The 14054-nt window shown below is 69.1% G+C and carries 12 protein-coding genes; 4 read left to right on the forward strand and 8 right to left on the reverse strand.

What is annotated here, in order from left to right; genetic code table 11:
- Nucleotides 1-69: 69 nt before the first annotated feature.
- The 6 genes from ACSVDO_RS00655 to ACSVDO_RS00680 all read right to left on the reverse strand — a co-directional run bounded on the left by ACSVDO_RS00655 (nucleotide 70) and on the right by ACSVDO_RS00680 (nucleotide 6971).
- Nucleotides 70-1797, reverse strand: coding sequence for an acyl-CoA dehydrogenase family protein (locus ACSVDO_RS00655; RefSeq protein ID WP_489594581.1), 1728 nt, complete (start codon nucleotides 1795-1797; stop codon nucleotides 70-72).
- Nucleotides 1798-1864: 67 nt separating this feature from the next.
- Complete coding sequence (locus ACSVDO_RS00660) at nucleotides 1865-2866, reverse strand: Bug family tripartite tricarboxylate transporter substrate binding protein (protein WP_332537784.1); 1002 nt, start codon at nucleotides 2864-2866, stop codon at nucleotides 1865-1867.
- Nucleotides 2867-2919: 53 nt separating this feature from the next.
- Nucleotides 2920-3705: an SDR family NAD(P)-dependent oxidoreductase gene (locus ACSVDO_RS00665; protein WP_332537785.1), complete on the reverse strand. Its 786-nt coding sequence runs from the start codon at nucleotides 3703-3705 to the stop codon at nucleotides 2920-2922.
- A 10-nt stretch (nucleotides 3706-3715) separates the two neighbouring features.
- Nucleotides 3716-5611, reverse strand: a complete 1896-nt coding sequence (locus ACSVDO_RS00670) for a feruloyl-CoA synthase (RefSeq protein ID WP_489594582.1) — start codon at nucleotides 5609-5611, stop codon at nucleotides 3716-3718.
- Nucleotides 5612-5623: 12 nt separating this feature from the next.
- Entirely contained in the window at nucleotides 5624-6406 is a 783-nt protein-coding gene (locus ACSVDO_RS00675) for a crotonase/enoyl-CoA hydratase family protein (RefSeq protein ID WP_489594583.1), read from the reverse strand.
- Nucleotides 6407-6497: 91 nt separating this feature from the next.
- Nucleotides 6498-6971, reverse strand: coding sequence for a MarR family winged helix-turn-helix transcriptional regulator (locus ACSVDO_RS00680; protein WP_332537788.1), 474 nt, complete (start codon nucleotides 6969-6971; stop codon nucleotides 6498-6500).
- A gap of 141 nt (nucleotides 6972-7112) precedes the next feature.
- On the opposite strand from ACSVDO_RS00680, the gene ACSVDO_RS00685 reads away from it, so the two are divergent.
- Complete coding sequence (locus tag ACSVDO_RS00685) at nucleotides 7113-8297, forward strand: ATP-binding protein (RefSeq protein WP_332537789.1); 1185 nt, start codon at nucleotides 7113-7115, stop codon at nucleotides 8295-8297.
- Nucleotides 8298-8313: 16 nt separating this feature from the next.
- Here ACSVDO_RS00685 and ACSVDO_RS00690 read toward each other — a convergent pair whose 3' ends face one another.
- Both ACSVDO_RS00690 and ACSVDO_RS00695 read right to left on the reverse strand, forming a co-directional pair.
- Nucleotides 8314-9852, reverse strand: a complete 1539-nt coding sequence (locus tag ACSVDO_RS00690) for a YifB family Mg chelatase-like AAA ATPase (RefSeq protein WP_489594584.1) — start codon at nucleotides 9850-9852, stop codon at nucleotides 8314-8316.
- A gap of 100 nt (nucleotides 9853-9952) precedes the next feature.
- Nucleotides 9953-11005 (reverse strand): LacI family DNA-binding transcriptional regulator, encoded by a 1053-nt coding sequence (locus tag ACSVDO_RS00695; protein ID WP_489594585.1) that lies wholly within the window; start codon nucleotides 11003-11005, stop codon nucleotides 9953-9955.
- 147 nt (nucleotides 11006-11152) lie between these two features.
- On the opposite strand from ACSVDO_RS00695, the gene ACSVDO_RS00700 reads away from it, so the two are divergent.
- From ACSVDO_RS00700 to ACSVDO_RS00710, 3 genes are all read left to right on the forward strand, one after another.
- Nucleotides 11153-12052, forward strand: coding sequence for a dihydrodipicolinate synthase family protein (locus ACSVDO_RS00700; RefSeq protein ID WP_489594586.1), 900 nt, complete (start codon nucleotides 11153-11155; stop codon nucleotides 12050-12052).
- A gap of 228 nt (nucleotides 12053-12280) precedes the next feature.
- Nucleotides 12281-12937, forward strand: a complete 657-nt coding sequence (locus ACSVDO_RS00705; RefSeq protein WP_489594587.1) for an RNA polymerase sigma factor — start codon at nucleotides 12281-12283, stop codon at nucleotides 12935-12937.
- Nucleotides 12934-13944, forward strand: coding sequence for a FecR family protein (locus tag ACSVDO_RS00710; protein ID WP_489594588.1), 1011 nt, complete (start codon nucleotides 12934-12936; stop codon nucleotides 13942-13944). The genes ACSVDO_RS00705 and ACSVDO_RS00710 overlap by 4 nt, the downstream gene beginning before the upstream one ends.
- The last annotated feature ends 110 nt before the right edge of the window (nucleotides 13945-14054 follow it).

The raw sequence follows: 14054 nt of genomic DNA on the forward strand, positions 1-14054 counted from the left end.
GCAGGAGCTTGCGCGCTGCCGGCCGGTCTGGCAAGCCGCAGCTGTCGCCTGCGTGCGACGCTTCGCGTCTCAGCCCCGCGGCAACTGCCGGCGCACGAGATCGAGGCGCAGCGCCAGCCCCGGCAGCACGCGCGTGCGCAGCGCCGCGAGCGGCTGCTGCCAGCGCGCCGCATCGGCGCCGGGCGTGCGCGCGATGCGGCTCCAGGCCCAGCCCAGCAGCAGCAGGGCCAGCGCCTGCAGGTAGTCGTCGGCCACCGCATAGGGCAGCTGCGCATCGGTCTGTGCGGCATCGATCACCTCGGCCGTGAGCGTGTCGAAGCCGGCCAGCGCGGCGCGCAGTTCGGCGTCCAGCGGCCGGGCCGGATCGAGTTCGGCGTGCAGCGAACGCAGCAGCTGCGCCAGCCCCTGGCCCTGGTCCGGCAGCACCTTGCGCACCAGCAGGTCTATGGCCTGGATCTCATTGGTGCCTTCGTAGATCATCGCCACGCGCGCGTCGCGCACATGCTGTTCCACGCCCCACTCGCGCACATAGCCGTGGCCGCCGAACACCTGCAGGCAGTCGCTCGCGCCCTCGAAGCCCTGGCGCGTCCAGGCGGCCTTGAGCACGGGCGTCACCAGGCTGCACCAGCGCTGGGCCTGGGCGCGCTGCGCGGCGTCGGGGTGCGCGCGCGCAGCGTCGAGCTGCAGCGCCGTGTGGTAGGCCAGCACCCGGCCGCCGTCTATCCAGCAGCGCTGCACATCGAGAATGCGGCGCATTGCCGGGTGTTCTATCAGCAGGTCGGCGCGGTCGTTGTCGCCGCGGCTCGCGGGGCGCGCGCCGGGGGCGCGCATCTGCCGGCGTTCATGCGCATAGGCATGGGCTTTCTGCCAGGCGGCGTCGAGCAGCCCCATGCCCTGGCCCGCGACCATGAGGCGCGCGGCGTTCATCATCAGGAACATCGCCGCCAGGCCCGCACCGCGCTCGCCCACCAGCCAGCCCGTGGCGTCGTCGAAGCGCATCTGGCAGGTGGCGCTGCCGTGCAGGCCCATCTTTTCCTCTATGCGTTCGCAGTGCACGGCATTGCGCGCGCCGTCCGGCAGCCGCTTGGGAACGAGAAACAGCGACAGGCCCTTGGGCCCGGGCGCGGCGCCGGGCAGGCGTGCGAGCACCAGGTGCAGGATGTTGTCGCTGAGGTCGTGCTCGGCGTTGGACGCAAAGATCTTGCTGCCGCGGATGCGGTGTTCATCGGGAATCGCGCCCGCGCCCTCCACCGGCCTGGCCTGGGTCTGCACCAGTCCCAGGTCGCTGCCGGCCTGGGCTTCGGTCAGGCACATCGTGGGCAGCCATTCGCCCGAGGCCAGCGGCGCGAGGTAGCTGGCCTGCAGCGCGGCGCTGCCATGCTGCTTGAGGCATTCGTAGGCGCCATGGATCAGGCCCGGCGCCATGGTCCAGGCATGGTTGGCCGCATGCAGCCATTCGTAGAGCACGATCTCCAGCAGCCGCGGCAGGCCCTGGCCGCCGTCTTCGGGCGCGGCCGCGAGCGCGGGCCAGCCGGCCTGCCAGAACGCGCGGTAGGCCGCGGCAAAGCCCGGCGGTGTGGTGACTTCGCCCTGTGCCCAGCGGCAGCCCGCGGCGTCGCCGCCGGCGTTGAGCGGAGCGACGACCTCGCCGGCGAATTCCGCGGCCGCGTCGAGAATCTGCGCCATCAGCGGCGCGTCGATCTCGCTGTGGCCGGGCAGCGCCTGCAGCAGCGCGGGCGACTGCAGCACATCGAAGACCAGGAAGGCGATGTCGTCGGGGCGGGGTTGGTAATGCATGGGATGGAAAAGAAAGCGCGCTGCGGATGCAGCGCGGATGGCGGGAGAAGAAGGGGCGGCGCGGGCTTCAGGAGTCGGCCGTGAAGCCGATCTTCTTGATGATCGGACCCCAGTGCGCGTATTCGGCCTTCTGCCAGCGCTCCATTTCCGCCTGGGTCGTGCCGTGCGGAATCAGGCCCATGATGGCCAGGCTGTCGGTGACGCTCTTTTCCTTGAGCGCGGCATTGATCGCGGCATTGGCCTGGGCCTGCACCTTGGCCGGCGTCTTGGCGGGCGCGTAGAAGCCGAACCACTCCTCGGTCGTGAGTTCGGGAAAGCCGGCTTCGGCAAACGTCGGCACTTCCGGCAGCGAGGGGAAGCGCTGCGGGCCCGAGGTGGCGAGAATGCGCAGCTTGCCGGCCTTGTAGTTCGCGAGGTAGTCGCCGCAGGGCGACATCACCGAAGCGATCTGGCCGGCCACGGTATCGGTGACGGCCGGCACGACGCCGCGGTAGGGCACATGCTTGAGTTCGACACCGCTGTTGATGCCCAGCAGCGCGCCCAGGAAGTGGGGCGTGGAGCCCGCGCCCGGCGAGCCGTAGTTGGCCAGATCGGGATGGGCCTTGGCCCAGGCAAGGTAGTCCTTGACGGTCTTGACGCTGGCCGGAACCATGGGGCCGACGGCCAGGCCATGGTGCATGATCGCGCCTATCGATATCGGCGCGAAGTCCTGCGCCGTGTAGTTCAGCTTGCTGTAGATGTGCGGATAGTTGGCGATTGCCGAGACCTGGGCCAGCGCCAGCACCGAGCCGTCGATGGGTGCGGTCTTGAGCGTTTCCAGCGCAATGCGCCCGCCCGCCCCGGGCTTGTTCTCGACGATGCCGGAGAGGCGCGAATAGGCCGAGCCGGCGAGCTTCTCACCGACGCGGCGCGCGACGTTGTCGCCCGAGCTGCCCGCGGGAAAGCCGTAGTAGATCTTGACCTGCTCGACGGTGTGGGCCGGGGTCTGGGCCCGTGCCGCAAGCGGGTGCAGCGCGGTGAGCGCGGCGCCGGCGCCGAGGGTGTGGATGAAGTCGCGTCGTGTCGTCATTTTTGTCTCCATTGTGGTTATCGTTGACGGGGGCGGGAACGGGGGGGGCAGGGTCAGCGCGGCGCCATGCGCAGCGCGCCGTCCAGCCGTATGACTTCGCCATTGAGGTGGCCGTTGGTCACCACCTGGCTGGCGAGCTGGGCGAACTCCTCTGGCTTGCCCAGGCGCGAGGGAAACGGAATGCTTGCGGCCAGCGACTGCTGCACGGCCTCGGGCAACTCCTGCATCAGCGGCGTGGCGAACAGTCCGGGGGCGATGGTGCACACGCGTATGCCGTGCTGTGCGAGATCGCGCGCCATCGGCAGCGTCATGCCCACGAGGCCGCCCTTGGACGCGCTGTAGGCCTGCTGGCCCACCTGGCCGTCGAAGGCCGCGACCGAGGCCGTGAACAGCATCACGCCGCGCTCGCCGTCTTCCAGCGGCGCGAGCTTGGCGCAGGCCGCGGCAAACAGCCGGCTGACGTTGTAGGCGCCGATCAGATTCACGCTGACCACGCGCGTGAAGTCCTCCAGCGGCGCGGCGCTGCCGTCGCGCTGCACGATGCGCTTGGCGCTGCCTATGCCGGCTACATTCATCAGGATGCGTGCCTCGCCCAGGCCGGCCCTGGCCTGCTCCAGCGCGGCGGTGACGCTCGCGGTGTCGGTGATGTCGCAGGCGCAGGCCAGCGCGCGGCCCGCGCCATGCTCGGCGTTGATTGCCGCGGCAACGCGTTCGGCCTGCTGCAGATTGCGGTCGAGAATCGCGACCTTGGCACCCAGGCGGGCGAGTTCGCGCGCCGTGGCCTCACCCAGGCCCGAAGCGGCGCCGGTGACAAGTGCTGTATGTCCTTGGATTTGCATGGTGGTCTTCTCAGGCTTGGGGATAAAGAATGCCGGGCGCGCTGCCGTCATGCAGTGCATCGACCAGCGCCGCGCGGTGGGTCAGCACCGCGCGCTGGTTGACCGAGCCCTTGTCGGTGATTTCGCCGCGGTCCAGCGACGGCGGCTCGGCCAGCAGCAGCGCGCGCGCCACGCGGCTGGCGCTGCCCGTGGCCTGGCTGGCGAGTTGGGCCAGCAGGCCCTCGATCTGCGCGCGCACGCCGGCGCTGGCCAGCACCTCAGTCCAGGGGGCGTCGGCGCTCAATCCGCTGATCTCGCGGCAGCGCTGCGAAGGGAACATCAGCAGGCCGACTTCCTTGTGGTTCAGTCCGGTGACGACCACGTCCTGCAGATAGGGCGCAGCCGCGGCCAGCACCTTGGTGCGCAGCGGGCCGACGCTCACGAAGGTGCCCGTGGCCAGCTTGAAGTCCTCGGCGATGCGGCCGTCGAAGCGCAGGCCGCGGTGCACGTTGTCGGGGTCTATCCAGCGCACGGCGTCGCCGGTGCACAGGAAGCCTTCGTCGTCAAACGCTTCGCGCGTCGCCTCTGCATTGCGCCAGTAGCCGGGCGTGATGTTCGGGCCGCGGTAGCGGACTTCGGTCTTGCCGTCGACCTCGACCAGCTTGACGGTGGTGCCGGGCACGGGGCTGCCGATGTCGCCGGCCGTCACATCGGGGCTGTTGACGAACAGCGCCGAGGGCGCGGACTCGGTCATTCCCAGGCCCGTGGCCATGATGATGCGCTGGCCCAGCGCCGCTTCCTGCGTCGCGTGCAGGCTGTCCCATACCGGCTGCGACAGGCCCGCGCCCGAGTAGAAGAAGAAGCGCACGCGCGACAGCAGCGTGGCGCGCAATTGCGCATCGGTCTGCATCGCCTGGGCGATCATCTCGAAGCCCGTGGGCACGTTGAAGTAGACCGTGGGCGCGATCTCGCGCAGGTTGCGCAGCGTTTCTCCCATCAGCGCCGGCGTGGGCTTGCCGTCGTCGATGTAGAGCGTGCCGCCATGCTGCAGCGTGATGCCCACGTTGTGGTTGCCGCCGAACGTGTGGTTCCAGGGCAGCCAGTCGACCAGCACCGGCGGCGCTTCGGCCAGCGCGGGCAGCGACAGCGTGATCTGCTGCAGGTTCGCGCACCACATGCGCTGGGTGTTGATCACCGGCTTGGGCAGCTTGGTCGAGCCCGAGGTGAACAGGAACTTGACGATGGTGTCGGGGCCGGTCGCATGCATGGCCGCATCGATCGCCGCCGTGGCTTCGGTGGCCAGCAGCTGGGCGAAATCGGTGCTGGCGCGCCCGGCAAGCCGGCCTTCGACCAGCACCACTTCGACGTAGTGCGGCACGGTCGCGGCAATTGCCGGGCCGAAGCGCGTGCCATCGGCGGCCAGCACCAGGCCGGGCGTCAGCGTCTCGACCACATGGCGCAGCTTGGCGTAATCCTGGCTCACGGTCGCATAGGCCGTGGACACGGGGCAGTAGGGCACGCCCGCGTACATGCAGCCCAGCGCCATCAGCGCGTGCTCCAGGCTGTTTTCGGTGAGCAGCAGCACCGGGCGCTCGCGGCTCAGGCCGCGCTCCAGCAGCGCCTGACCTATGCGCCGCGCGGCGTCGAGCGCCTGGCCGTAGCGCAGGTGCTGCCAGTCGCCGGTCGAGCCATCGGGCAGGCGCGCGCGGCGCGCAAGAAAGCTGTTGTCCGGCGTGGCTTCGGCCCAGTGCAGCAGGTAGTCGGTCACGCGGCGCGCATAGGCGCCCAGCGGCAGGTCGGCGTCGAGGTAGCGCACGCCCGCGGCGCCGTCGCGCACGTTCACGCGCGTGACGCCGAAATTCATGGGACGGTAGGGCGCGCCAGCGGCAGGCGCGGCGCTGGCGGGAGACAGGGCAACTGAAGACATGGTGGCTGCTCCTTATTGCTTGCTGACCTTGGCCGCGCGGCCTTCGAGAAAGTCGGCCAGCCGCTGCTTGGCCTCGGGCGCGCTCTGGGCAATCGCGGCCATCATGGCTTCGGTGAAGTAGCCCTGGTCGGCCGGCTGCTCGGCAATGCGCGGCAGCGCATGGATCAGCGCGTAGTTGGTCAGCGGCGCGTTCTGCGCCACGCGCAGCGCCAGCGCGCAGGCCTTGTCGAAGGCCTGGCCTTCGGGCACGAGGTATTGCGCCAGGCCTATGCGCTCGCCGTCCTGCGCGTCGTAGACGCGGCCCGTGAGCATCATGTCGGCCATGCGCGCCGCGCCAATCAATTTGGGGATGCGCACCGAGCCGCCGCCGCCGACGAAGATGCCGCGCGAGCCTTCGGGCAACGCATAGAAAGTCGAGGCATCGGCGACGCGGATATGGCAGGCGCTGGCGAGTTCGAGCCCGCCGCCGACCACGGCGCCATGCAGCGCGGCAATCACCGGCACCGGGCCGAACTGCACGCGCTCGAGCGCCGCATGCCACATGCGCGAATGGTGCAGGCCCTGGCCGGCGTCGCGCTCCTGGAGTTCGCTCAGGTCCAGGCCGGCGCAGAAATGCGGGCCTTCGCCGTCTATGACCGCGGCGCGCACGCTCTTGGGCAGGGTCTCGAAGATCTCGCGCAGGGCGAGGATCAGGCTGTCGCTGAGCGCATTGCGCTTGGCGCTGCGCGCCAGGCGGATGACGGCAACTTCTTGTTCGTCGCCGCGCAGTTCGAAATGGATGTCGGGGTGGGTCATGGTGCTCTCCGTATGCCTTGATTTTGGTTATTATTTATAACCATATCAAGGCACAAAAGCGCCTTTGGACCTGGGACTTACCCGCGGGATTTCAGTCGTAGACTTTTTGCAGCAGCCGGATCAGCGTCTTGCGTTCGGCCGCCGTGAGGCGCTCGGTGGCCTCGAGTTCGAGTTCGGTGACGGTCTGCTCGGCCTGGGCGTTGAGCGCCTGGCCGGCGTCGGTCAGGTACAGGCCCACGGCGCGGCCGTCGAGCGGGTGCGGCAGGCGCACGATCAGCCCGCGCTTGTCGAGGCTGCCGACCAGGCTCACCAGATTGGGCGGAAGAATGTTGAGGCTGGCACAGACCTGGCGCGAAGTGATGCCGGGGTTGTGCGCTATCAGGTTGAGAAGCGAGAAGTCGACCACCTTGAGGTCGTACTGCGCCATGCGTTCGACGAACAGGCCGATCACGGACAGCGCGGCGCGGCGCGCGTTGTAGCCCACATGCGTGCGCAGGAAGTCGGTATTGACGGTGTCGACCATGTCGACGGTCACGGCAGAGGAAAGGGATTTGGCGCGGGGCATGCAGCAATTGTGCCGCGGGCGTAAAGCTATCGTTTCGGCAATGCACACAGACGTTGGCTGCTGCGCACGGCCATCTGAAATATCTGAAATTATCTAAAAAAAGATAAAATATCTAGATCAAGATAATTGCAGATAATCACCATGATTGCCTTTCAACGTACGCTGCTGGCGCAAGAGCTGGTCGCAGCTTTGCAGGGCAAGGCTCTGCTTGGCGATGCCCACAATGGACTGTTTCTGGCGGCGCCGCGGCGTACCGGAAAATCGACCTTTCTTCAAGGAGATCTACGGCCGGCGCTGGAAGCGGCTGGCGTGGTGGTGGTCTATGTCGATCTGTGGGCGGATGCACGGCGCGATCCGGGCGTGCTAATCGCGGAGTCCATCGCGCGCGCACTGGAGGCACAACTTGGCGTGGTCGCGCGTACGGCCAAAAAGGCCGGTCTCGACAAGGTAAAAGTGGGCGGGTTGGAGGTCGATACCAGCAGGATCGGCAAGGTGGATGGTCTGACATTGACGGATGCGCTGCGCCTGTTGCATGCCAACGCGGCCAAACCCGTGGCGCTGATCGTTGACGAAGCGCAGCATGCGCTGACCAGCGAAGCCGGAGAGGCCGCAATGACGGCGCTGAAATCGGCGCGCGATCAGCTCAATCAGCCTGGCGCGGTGAAGCTGATGCTCGTGATGTCGGGTTCCGACCGCGACAAGTTGCTGCGACTGGTCCATACCGCTGCTGCGCCTTTCTATGGATCGCAGATCCAGCGCATGCCGCCGTTGGGGCCGGATTTCATCGCGTATGTTGCTGCCTTGATAGAAGCACAGCGTCCGGATCTGAGGCCGGTGGATCAGGGACTGCTGCAGCAGTCGTTTGCAGTATTTGGCTATCGCCCGCAGTTCTTCATGGCTGCGCTGGGACAGATGCTGAGCCCCTTGGCGGCCTTGACGGGGCGTTTCGAGCCGGCCCTGCTGGAGGCCGCGATGCAGCAGCAGGCGCAGGACGAAGCACAAATGGAGTCAGACTACCTGGGCCTCAAGCCAGCGGAGCAGGCCGTGCTGTGGCGCATGTTGGAGCAAGGCCCGCGCTATCGTCCATACGATGCCGAAGCCTTGCGCTTTTACCGTGACAAGACGGGCCATCCGGTAAGCGTGGCGCAGGTGCAGAAAGCGCTGGAGGCGCTGCGCCAGCGCATGCCCGCGCTGGTGTGGAAGTCGGCACGCGGCGAGTACGCGTTGGAAGACGCCGCCATGCATCGCTGGTTCGAGGCCTTGGTGCAGGCCGGCCGCTGGCCGCCACGTCCGGGCCAGGAGCAGCTGCCTTTCGACGAGGAGTGAAGCGCCGTACCCGCTGCTAGTGCGCGCCCAGCAGCGCGCGCCGATACTGCACGGCCTCGGCCACATGCGCGGTCTCGATGTGCGCGCTGCCCGCCAGATCGGCAATCGTGCGCGCAATCCTCAGCACGCGGTGCAGGCTGCGGCCCGACCAGCCCAGGCGCGCGGCCGCCGATTGCACAAAGCTGTTGGCCGCGGGCGCGAGCTGCAGATGCCGGTCCATTGCCGGCCCCTGCAGTGCCTCGTTGGCCAGGCCCTGGCGTTCGAGCGCCAGCGCATGGGCGCGCACCACGCGTGCGCGGATCTGCGCCGTGGTCTCGCCGGCGGCGGCCTGCAGCAATTGCGCGGGCGGCAATGCGGGCACTTCGACATGCAGGTCGATGCGGTCGAGCAGCGGCCCGCTGAGCTTGCCCTGGTAGCGCGCGACCTGGTCGGGCGTGCAGCGGCAGCGCCGCAGCGCCGAGCCCCAGAAACCGCAGGGGCAGGGGTTCATGGCCGCGATCAGCTGGAAGCGCGCGGGAAACTCGGCGCGCTGCGCGGCGCGCGCAATCGTGATGCGGCCGGTCTCCATGGGCTCGCGCAGCGCTTCGAGCGCGGCGCGGCTGAACTCGGGAAACTCGTCGAGAAACAGCACGCCGTGGTGGGCCAGGGAAATCTCGCCGGGGCGCGGCGGCGAGCCGCCGCCGACCAGGGCCACGGCGCTGGCCGTGTGGTGCGGGCTCACCGTGGGGCGCTGCGCCCAGCGCTGGGCGCAAAAGCGCCCGCTCAGGCTGGCCAGCGCCGCGGTCTGCAGCGCTTCGTCGACCGACATCGGCGGCAGCAGGTCGGCAAAGCGCTGGGCCAGCATGGACTTGCCCGCGCCCGGCGGGCCTATGAGCAGCAGGCTGTGGCCGCCCGCGGCGGCGATCTCCAGCGCGCGCTTGGCCTGGGCCTGGCCCTTGACATCGGCCATCTCCGCGCCGCTGGCGCAGGCGGGCAGGGGCGCGGCCTCGACCCGCTGCCAGCCCGGCGTGGAAGCGGGCCCGGCCGCGCCATCGGGACGGTGCATGAAGGCCTGGACCACGTCAAGCAGATGCCGGGCGCGGAACACGCGCGACTGCGGCACCCAGGCGGCTTCCTCGGCGCTGCCCGGCGGCAGCACCTGCTGCAGGCTCTCGCGCTGCTGGCGCAGCGCCAGGCTGGTGGCCAGCGCGCCGCGCACCGGGCGCAGCTCGCCCGACAGCGACAGCTCGCCGGCAAACGTCCAGCCATCGAGCCGGCGCGCGTCGATCTGGCCGCTGGCGGCAAGAATGCCCAGCGCAATGGGCAGATCGAAGCGGCCTGAATCCTTGGGCAGGTCGGCGGGAGCGAGGTTGACCGTGATGCGCTTGTTGCCGGGAAATTCCAGCCCCGCATTGACCAGCGCGCTGCGCACGCGCTCGCGCGCCTCCTTGACTTCGACATCGGCCAGGCCGACCAGCGAAAAGCTGGGCAGGCCGTTGGCCAGGTGCACTTCCACCGTGACTTCGGCGGCATGCAGCCCGAGCAGGGCGCGGCTTTGAACAAGGGCGAGGCTCATGGTGGCGGGTGATCCAGGCGCGCAATAGTTTGCCACGCAGCTGCGCGCCCGACCGGGGCGGCATGACCTTGGCGCGGTCATGGCGGCCAGGCGAGCCGCTTCAGGTGCTGTCGCGCTGCACCAGCGTGAAGCCGATGTCGAGCCGCCGCGCCGCGGGCGCCAGGCCTTCGGCGCGGTCCATGATCCATTGCGCCGCCTGCTCGCCCATGGCCGTGCCGTTGATGCGCACCGTGGTCAGCGAAGGCAGCAGATCCTTGGCAAAGCTCAGATCGCCAAAGCCGATGACGGCCAGGTCCTGCGGGATCTTCAGCCCGCGCGATTGCGCTTCGGTCACCACGCCCCAGGCCGCGACATCCGTGCTGCAGAACACCGCGTCGATGTCGGGATGGTCATCCAGCAGGGCGGCAAACGCGGCGCGTGCGGCGCCTAGCGTCAGCGGCGCCTTGGCGCTGGCCGTCGGCAGCTGTCCTTTGACCAGCCCCAACGCAGCAAGTCTGGTGGCAAACGCAGCGCGCCGCAGGCCCGCGCGCGGGTCGTCGCCGGTGACCATGGCCGGCCGGCGCCGGCCCAGCCGTGCGATGAATTCGGCGACCTCGTGGCCCACCGCCTGGTGCGAGAAGCCAATCAGCATGTCGACCGGATTGGCGCACAGATCCCAGGTCTCGACCACGGGAACTCCGGTGGCTTTGAGCCGCTCACGCGCGGCGGCCGATTGCACGATGCGGGTCAGCACGATGCCGTCCGGGCGGCGGCTGAGCAGGTTCTCCAGCAGCTGTTCCTCGTCGGCGTCGTCATAGCCGCTTTCGCCCAGCATCAGCTGATACCCGCGCCCGGCCAGCGCCTGGCTCAGCGCCTGCAGCGTCTCCTGGAACACCGGGCCGCTGATGGTGGGCACCAGGGCCGCGACCAGCCGGCTGCGGCCCGAGGCCAGCGCGCCCGCCAGGCGGTCGGGAACATAGCCGCAGTCCCGTATCGCCTGGCGCACCCGGGCCAGCGTTGCCGGGGGCACGGATTGCGGGGTGTTGAGCACCCGCGAGACCGTCTGCGTCGAGACCTCGGCCCGCTTTGCGACGTCCGCCAGAGTGACGCGGCCGGTGCCGCGGCGCGCCTTGCGGGTGGGCGGCGGGGTGGGCGTTGTAGATGGGGAAGGCATGGGCGGGGCGGAAAAATCGTAACCATACCCTCTCAAGCCGCAGTCTTCGGTGAATCCAGCGTTCATTCGGGTTTGCATGGACATGGAGCTGATATGTTAGCGCTAATAATTAGCGCTAACAATCGCTGTTTCACCAAGGAAAATTGCATGCTGACCGATACCCAGGGCGTCTATATCGTTGCCCAGACTCCCTTCCAGGCCGATGGCGCCATCGACCTTCCGAGCATAGACACGCTGGTGGATTTCTACAGCCGCCACGGGGCCGACGGCTTCACGGTGCTGGGCGTGGCCGGAGAAGCCGCCAAGCTCACGGCCGAGGAGGCGCTGGCCGTCGCCCAGCGCTTCATGCGGCGCGCCGGCGGCAAGCCGGTGATAGTCGGCGTGAGCAATTCCAGCATCGCCCAACTGGCGGAACTTACCGCGCAGGTCATGGATGCGGGCGCCAGCGGCGTGATGATCGCGCCGCCCACGGGGCTCAGGTCCGAGGAGGAGGTCTTCAGCTACTTTGCCGGCGTCTTCGCGCGCATCGGCAATGTGCCCACCGTGCTGCAGGACTTTCCGTTCTCCACCGGCGTGTGGATGTCCGTGCCCACCATCTGCCGGCTGGTGAACGAGTTTCCGCAGATCCAGGTGCTCAAGGAAGAGGACCTGCCGAGCATCACCAAGATCACGCGGCTGCGCGAAAGCCTGGAGCGGCGCATTGCCATCCTGACCGGCAACAACGCCATGTTCCTGCCGCTGGAGATGGGCCGCGGCGTCGACGGGCCGATGGCGGGCTTCTCGCACCCGGAAATGCTGTCGGGCGTCTACCGGCTTCTCAAGCAAGGCCAGGTCGAGGCAGCGCATGACCTGTTTGACATCTACCTGCCGCTGCTCAGCCACGAGAACCAGAGCCAGTGGGGCGTCGCGGTGCGCAAGGAAGTGCTGCGCCGCCGCGGCGCGATCGCCTGCGCGGCCATGCGCCAGCCCGGCCCCCGGCTGGCAGCGGTCGACATGGCGGAAATCGATCTGCTGCTGAACCGGCTGCAGCGGCGCCTGGGCGCCTGAAGGCGCGCGCCGCGGCCGGCAGGGCGGCGCCCAAATGCGGCAATGAGAATAACTCTCAGTACAATCGGGGCTGTTTTCATTCCGCCCGGCAATCTGCGCGCCCGGTCCGCCGCGTTGCCGGCCCTCCGGGGCGCTGGCGAACTTCCTGCGTTTCATGCTGTCTTCCTGCCATCTGTATGCCGATCTGCGTGCACCAGGCGCCGCTGGGCGCACCGGGAGAGGCGCGCCTTGAATCCGCGCGCGCCCGAAGATGCCGCAGAGGACGACCCGCTGCGCTCCCTGCTGGCGCGCGCCTATGCGCGCTGGCGCCAGCCGCTGCAGCGCCTGCTGGGCCGGCGCCTGCACCGCAAGGAGGACGCCGAAGATGCGCTGCAGGATGTCTTTGCACGCTATGCGGCGGCCGGCAAGGCGCTGCCCGCGGACCAGCAGGAGGCCTACCTGCGCGTCGTGGCGCGCAATGTCGCGAATGACGCCTGGCAGAGATCCACACGGCGCGAACAGGTCGAAGCGGTATCGCTGGACGAACACGCGGAACTGGCCGAACAGGTCGCGGCCGACGCGGCAGCGGATCCGCTGCGCCGCCTCGATCAACGCCAGCGCCTGCAGCGTCTCGAGCAGGCGCTGGCCGAGCTGCCCGAGCGCCGGCGCGAGGCCTTCGTGCTGCACAGCATCGACGGCCTGACACAGACCGAAGTCGCGCAGCGCATGGGCATCTCGCGCCGCATGGTCCACAATCATGTGACCCTGGCCCTGGCGTATTGCCAGTTGCGCGTGCAGTACCGCAGCCCCGAAGAAATGAAGATCGCCCAGGCACTGATGGCGCGGGCCGCGCTGCCCGAAAACGATCCCTCCAGCGAAGCGGCCGACGCCGATGACCGCCCATGACACTCACCCCTGAACTGGCGCTGCGCCACCAGCGGGCCGCGGACTTCTTCGTGCGGCGCGGCGCTGCGGGCTGGACCGGGGCCGACGAGCGCGAACTCGATGCCTGGCTGGCCGATGCCAGCAACCGCGCCATCTACGACGGCCTGGCCGTGACCGCGCTGGACCTGCAACAGGTCCGGCGCCCGCGGCTGGCGTCCGATGCCGCGCCTGCCGCGGGCCGACGCCAGGCCGCGCCTGCGGCCGCGCAGGGTCGCCCGGCCCACGTGACAGCCCGCCGCTGGCGCAAGGCCTGGGCGCCGGCCCTGCTCAGCGCGCTGCTGCTCGTGGGTGGCGGCTGGTACTGGTGGGACCACCACCCCAGCTACACCCTCGACGTGGCGACCGGGCCGGGCGAAATGCGCGCCGTCGCCCTGCCCGACGGCACGCGCGTCACGCTCAACTTCGACAGCCGCCTGAAGGTGCGCTACTACCCGCGCCGGCGCAATGCCGAGCTCGCGGGCGGCGAAGCATTCTTCCAGGTCGCGCCCGATGCGCAGCAGCCGTTCAGCGTCGACAGCGGCATCAGCCAGGTGCGCGTCGTGGGCACGGCGTTCAACCTGCGTTCCGGGCCGCCGCAATTCGTCGTCAAGGTGCTCGAAGGCCGGGTCGAGGTGCGCCCCGATCGCCGCCGCGCCGACGCGCCCGTGCTGCTGGGCGCGGGGGCGGGCGTGAGCGTCGATGCGGCTTCGGGCCGGCACATGGCCGTGCCGGTCGCGGCCGACTCCGTGGGCGACTGGCGCCATGGCCAGCTGGTGTTCGCGCAGACGCCGCTGGCCGAAGTCGCCGCGGAACTGGCACGCTACCTGGGCAGGCCGGTGCGCGTGGAGGGCGCAAAACTCGCCGCTCTGCCGGTCTCGGGCCTGGCCATCACCGAGGCGCCCGCGGGTTTCCTGCGCTCGCTGCCCATGCTGCTGCCGGTGCGCGTGCAGGACCTGGGCGTTGACGGCTGGCGCATCAGCGCGCGTTGACGCGCCAGGCCGCGAAAAAATTTCGCGCACCACGTTCCCACTTTGCGCGCGCCCCCCGTTTATCTCTGCAAGGGCCTGAATTTTTCGCGCCCTCCGGTTGCCAGCCAGTA

It is taken from the genome of Comamonas sp. DB36 (assembly GCF_057914905.1).

Excerpts from the sequence above, each read along its gene's own strand:
- ACSVDO_RS00655 (WP_489594581.1), bottom strand. The coding sequence starts at position 1,797 with ATGCATTACCAACCCCGCCCCGACGACATCGCCTTCCTGGTCTTCGAT.
- ACSVDO_RS00660 (WP_332537784.1), bottom strand. The coding sequence starts at position 2,866 with ATGACGACACGACGCGACTTCATCCACACCCTCGGCGCCGGCGCCGCG.
- ACSVDO_RS00665 (WP_332537785.1), bottom strand. The coding sequence starts at position 3,705 with ATGCAAATCCAAGGACATACAGCACTTGTCACCGGCGCCGCTTCGGGC.
- ACSVDO_RS00670 (WP_489594582.1), bottom strand. The coding sequence starts at position 5,611 with ATGTCTTCAGTTGCCCTGTCTCCCGCCAGCGCCGCGCCTGCCGCTGGC.
- ACSVDO_RS00675 (WP_489594583.1), bottom strand. The coding sequence starts at position 6,406 with ATGACCCACCCCGACATCCATTTCGAACTGCGCGGCGACGAACAAGAA.
- ACSVDO_RS00680 (WP_332537788.1), bottom strand. The coding sequence starts at position 6,971 with ATGCCCCGCGCCAAATCCCTTTCCTCTGCCGTGACCGTCGACATGGTC.
- ACSVDO_RS00685 (WP_332537789.1), top strand. The coding sequence starts at position 7,113 with ATGATTGCCTTTCAACGTACGCTGCTGGCGCAAGAGCTGGTCGCAGCT.
- ACSVDO_RS00690 (WP_489594584.1), bottom strand. The coding sequence starts at position 9,852 with ATGAGCCTCGCCCTTGTTCAAAGCCGCGCCCTGCTCGGGCTGCATGCC.
- ACSVDO_RS00695 (WP_489594585.1), bottom strand. The coding sequence starts at position 11,005 with ATGCCTTCCCCATCTACAACGCCCACCCCGCCGCCCACCCGCAAGGCG.
- ACSVDO_RS00700 (WP_489594586.1), top strand. The coding sequence starts at position 11,153 with ATGCTGACCGATACCCAGGGCGTCTATATCGTTGCCCAGACTCCCTTC.
- ACSVDO_RS00710 (WP_489594588.1), top strand. The coding sequence starts at position 12,934 with ATGACACTCACCCCTGAACTGGCGCTGCGCCACCAGCGGGCCGCGGAC.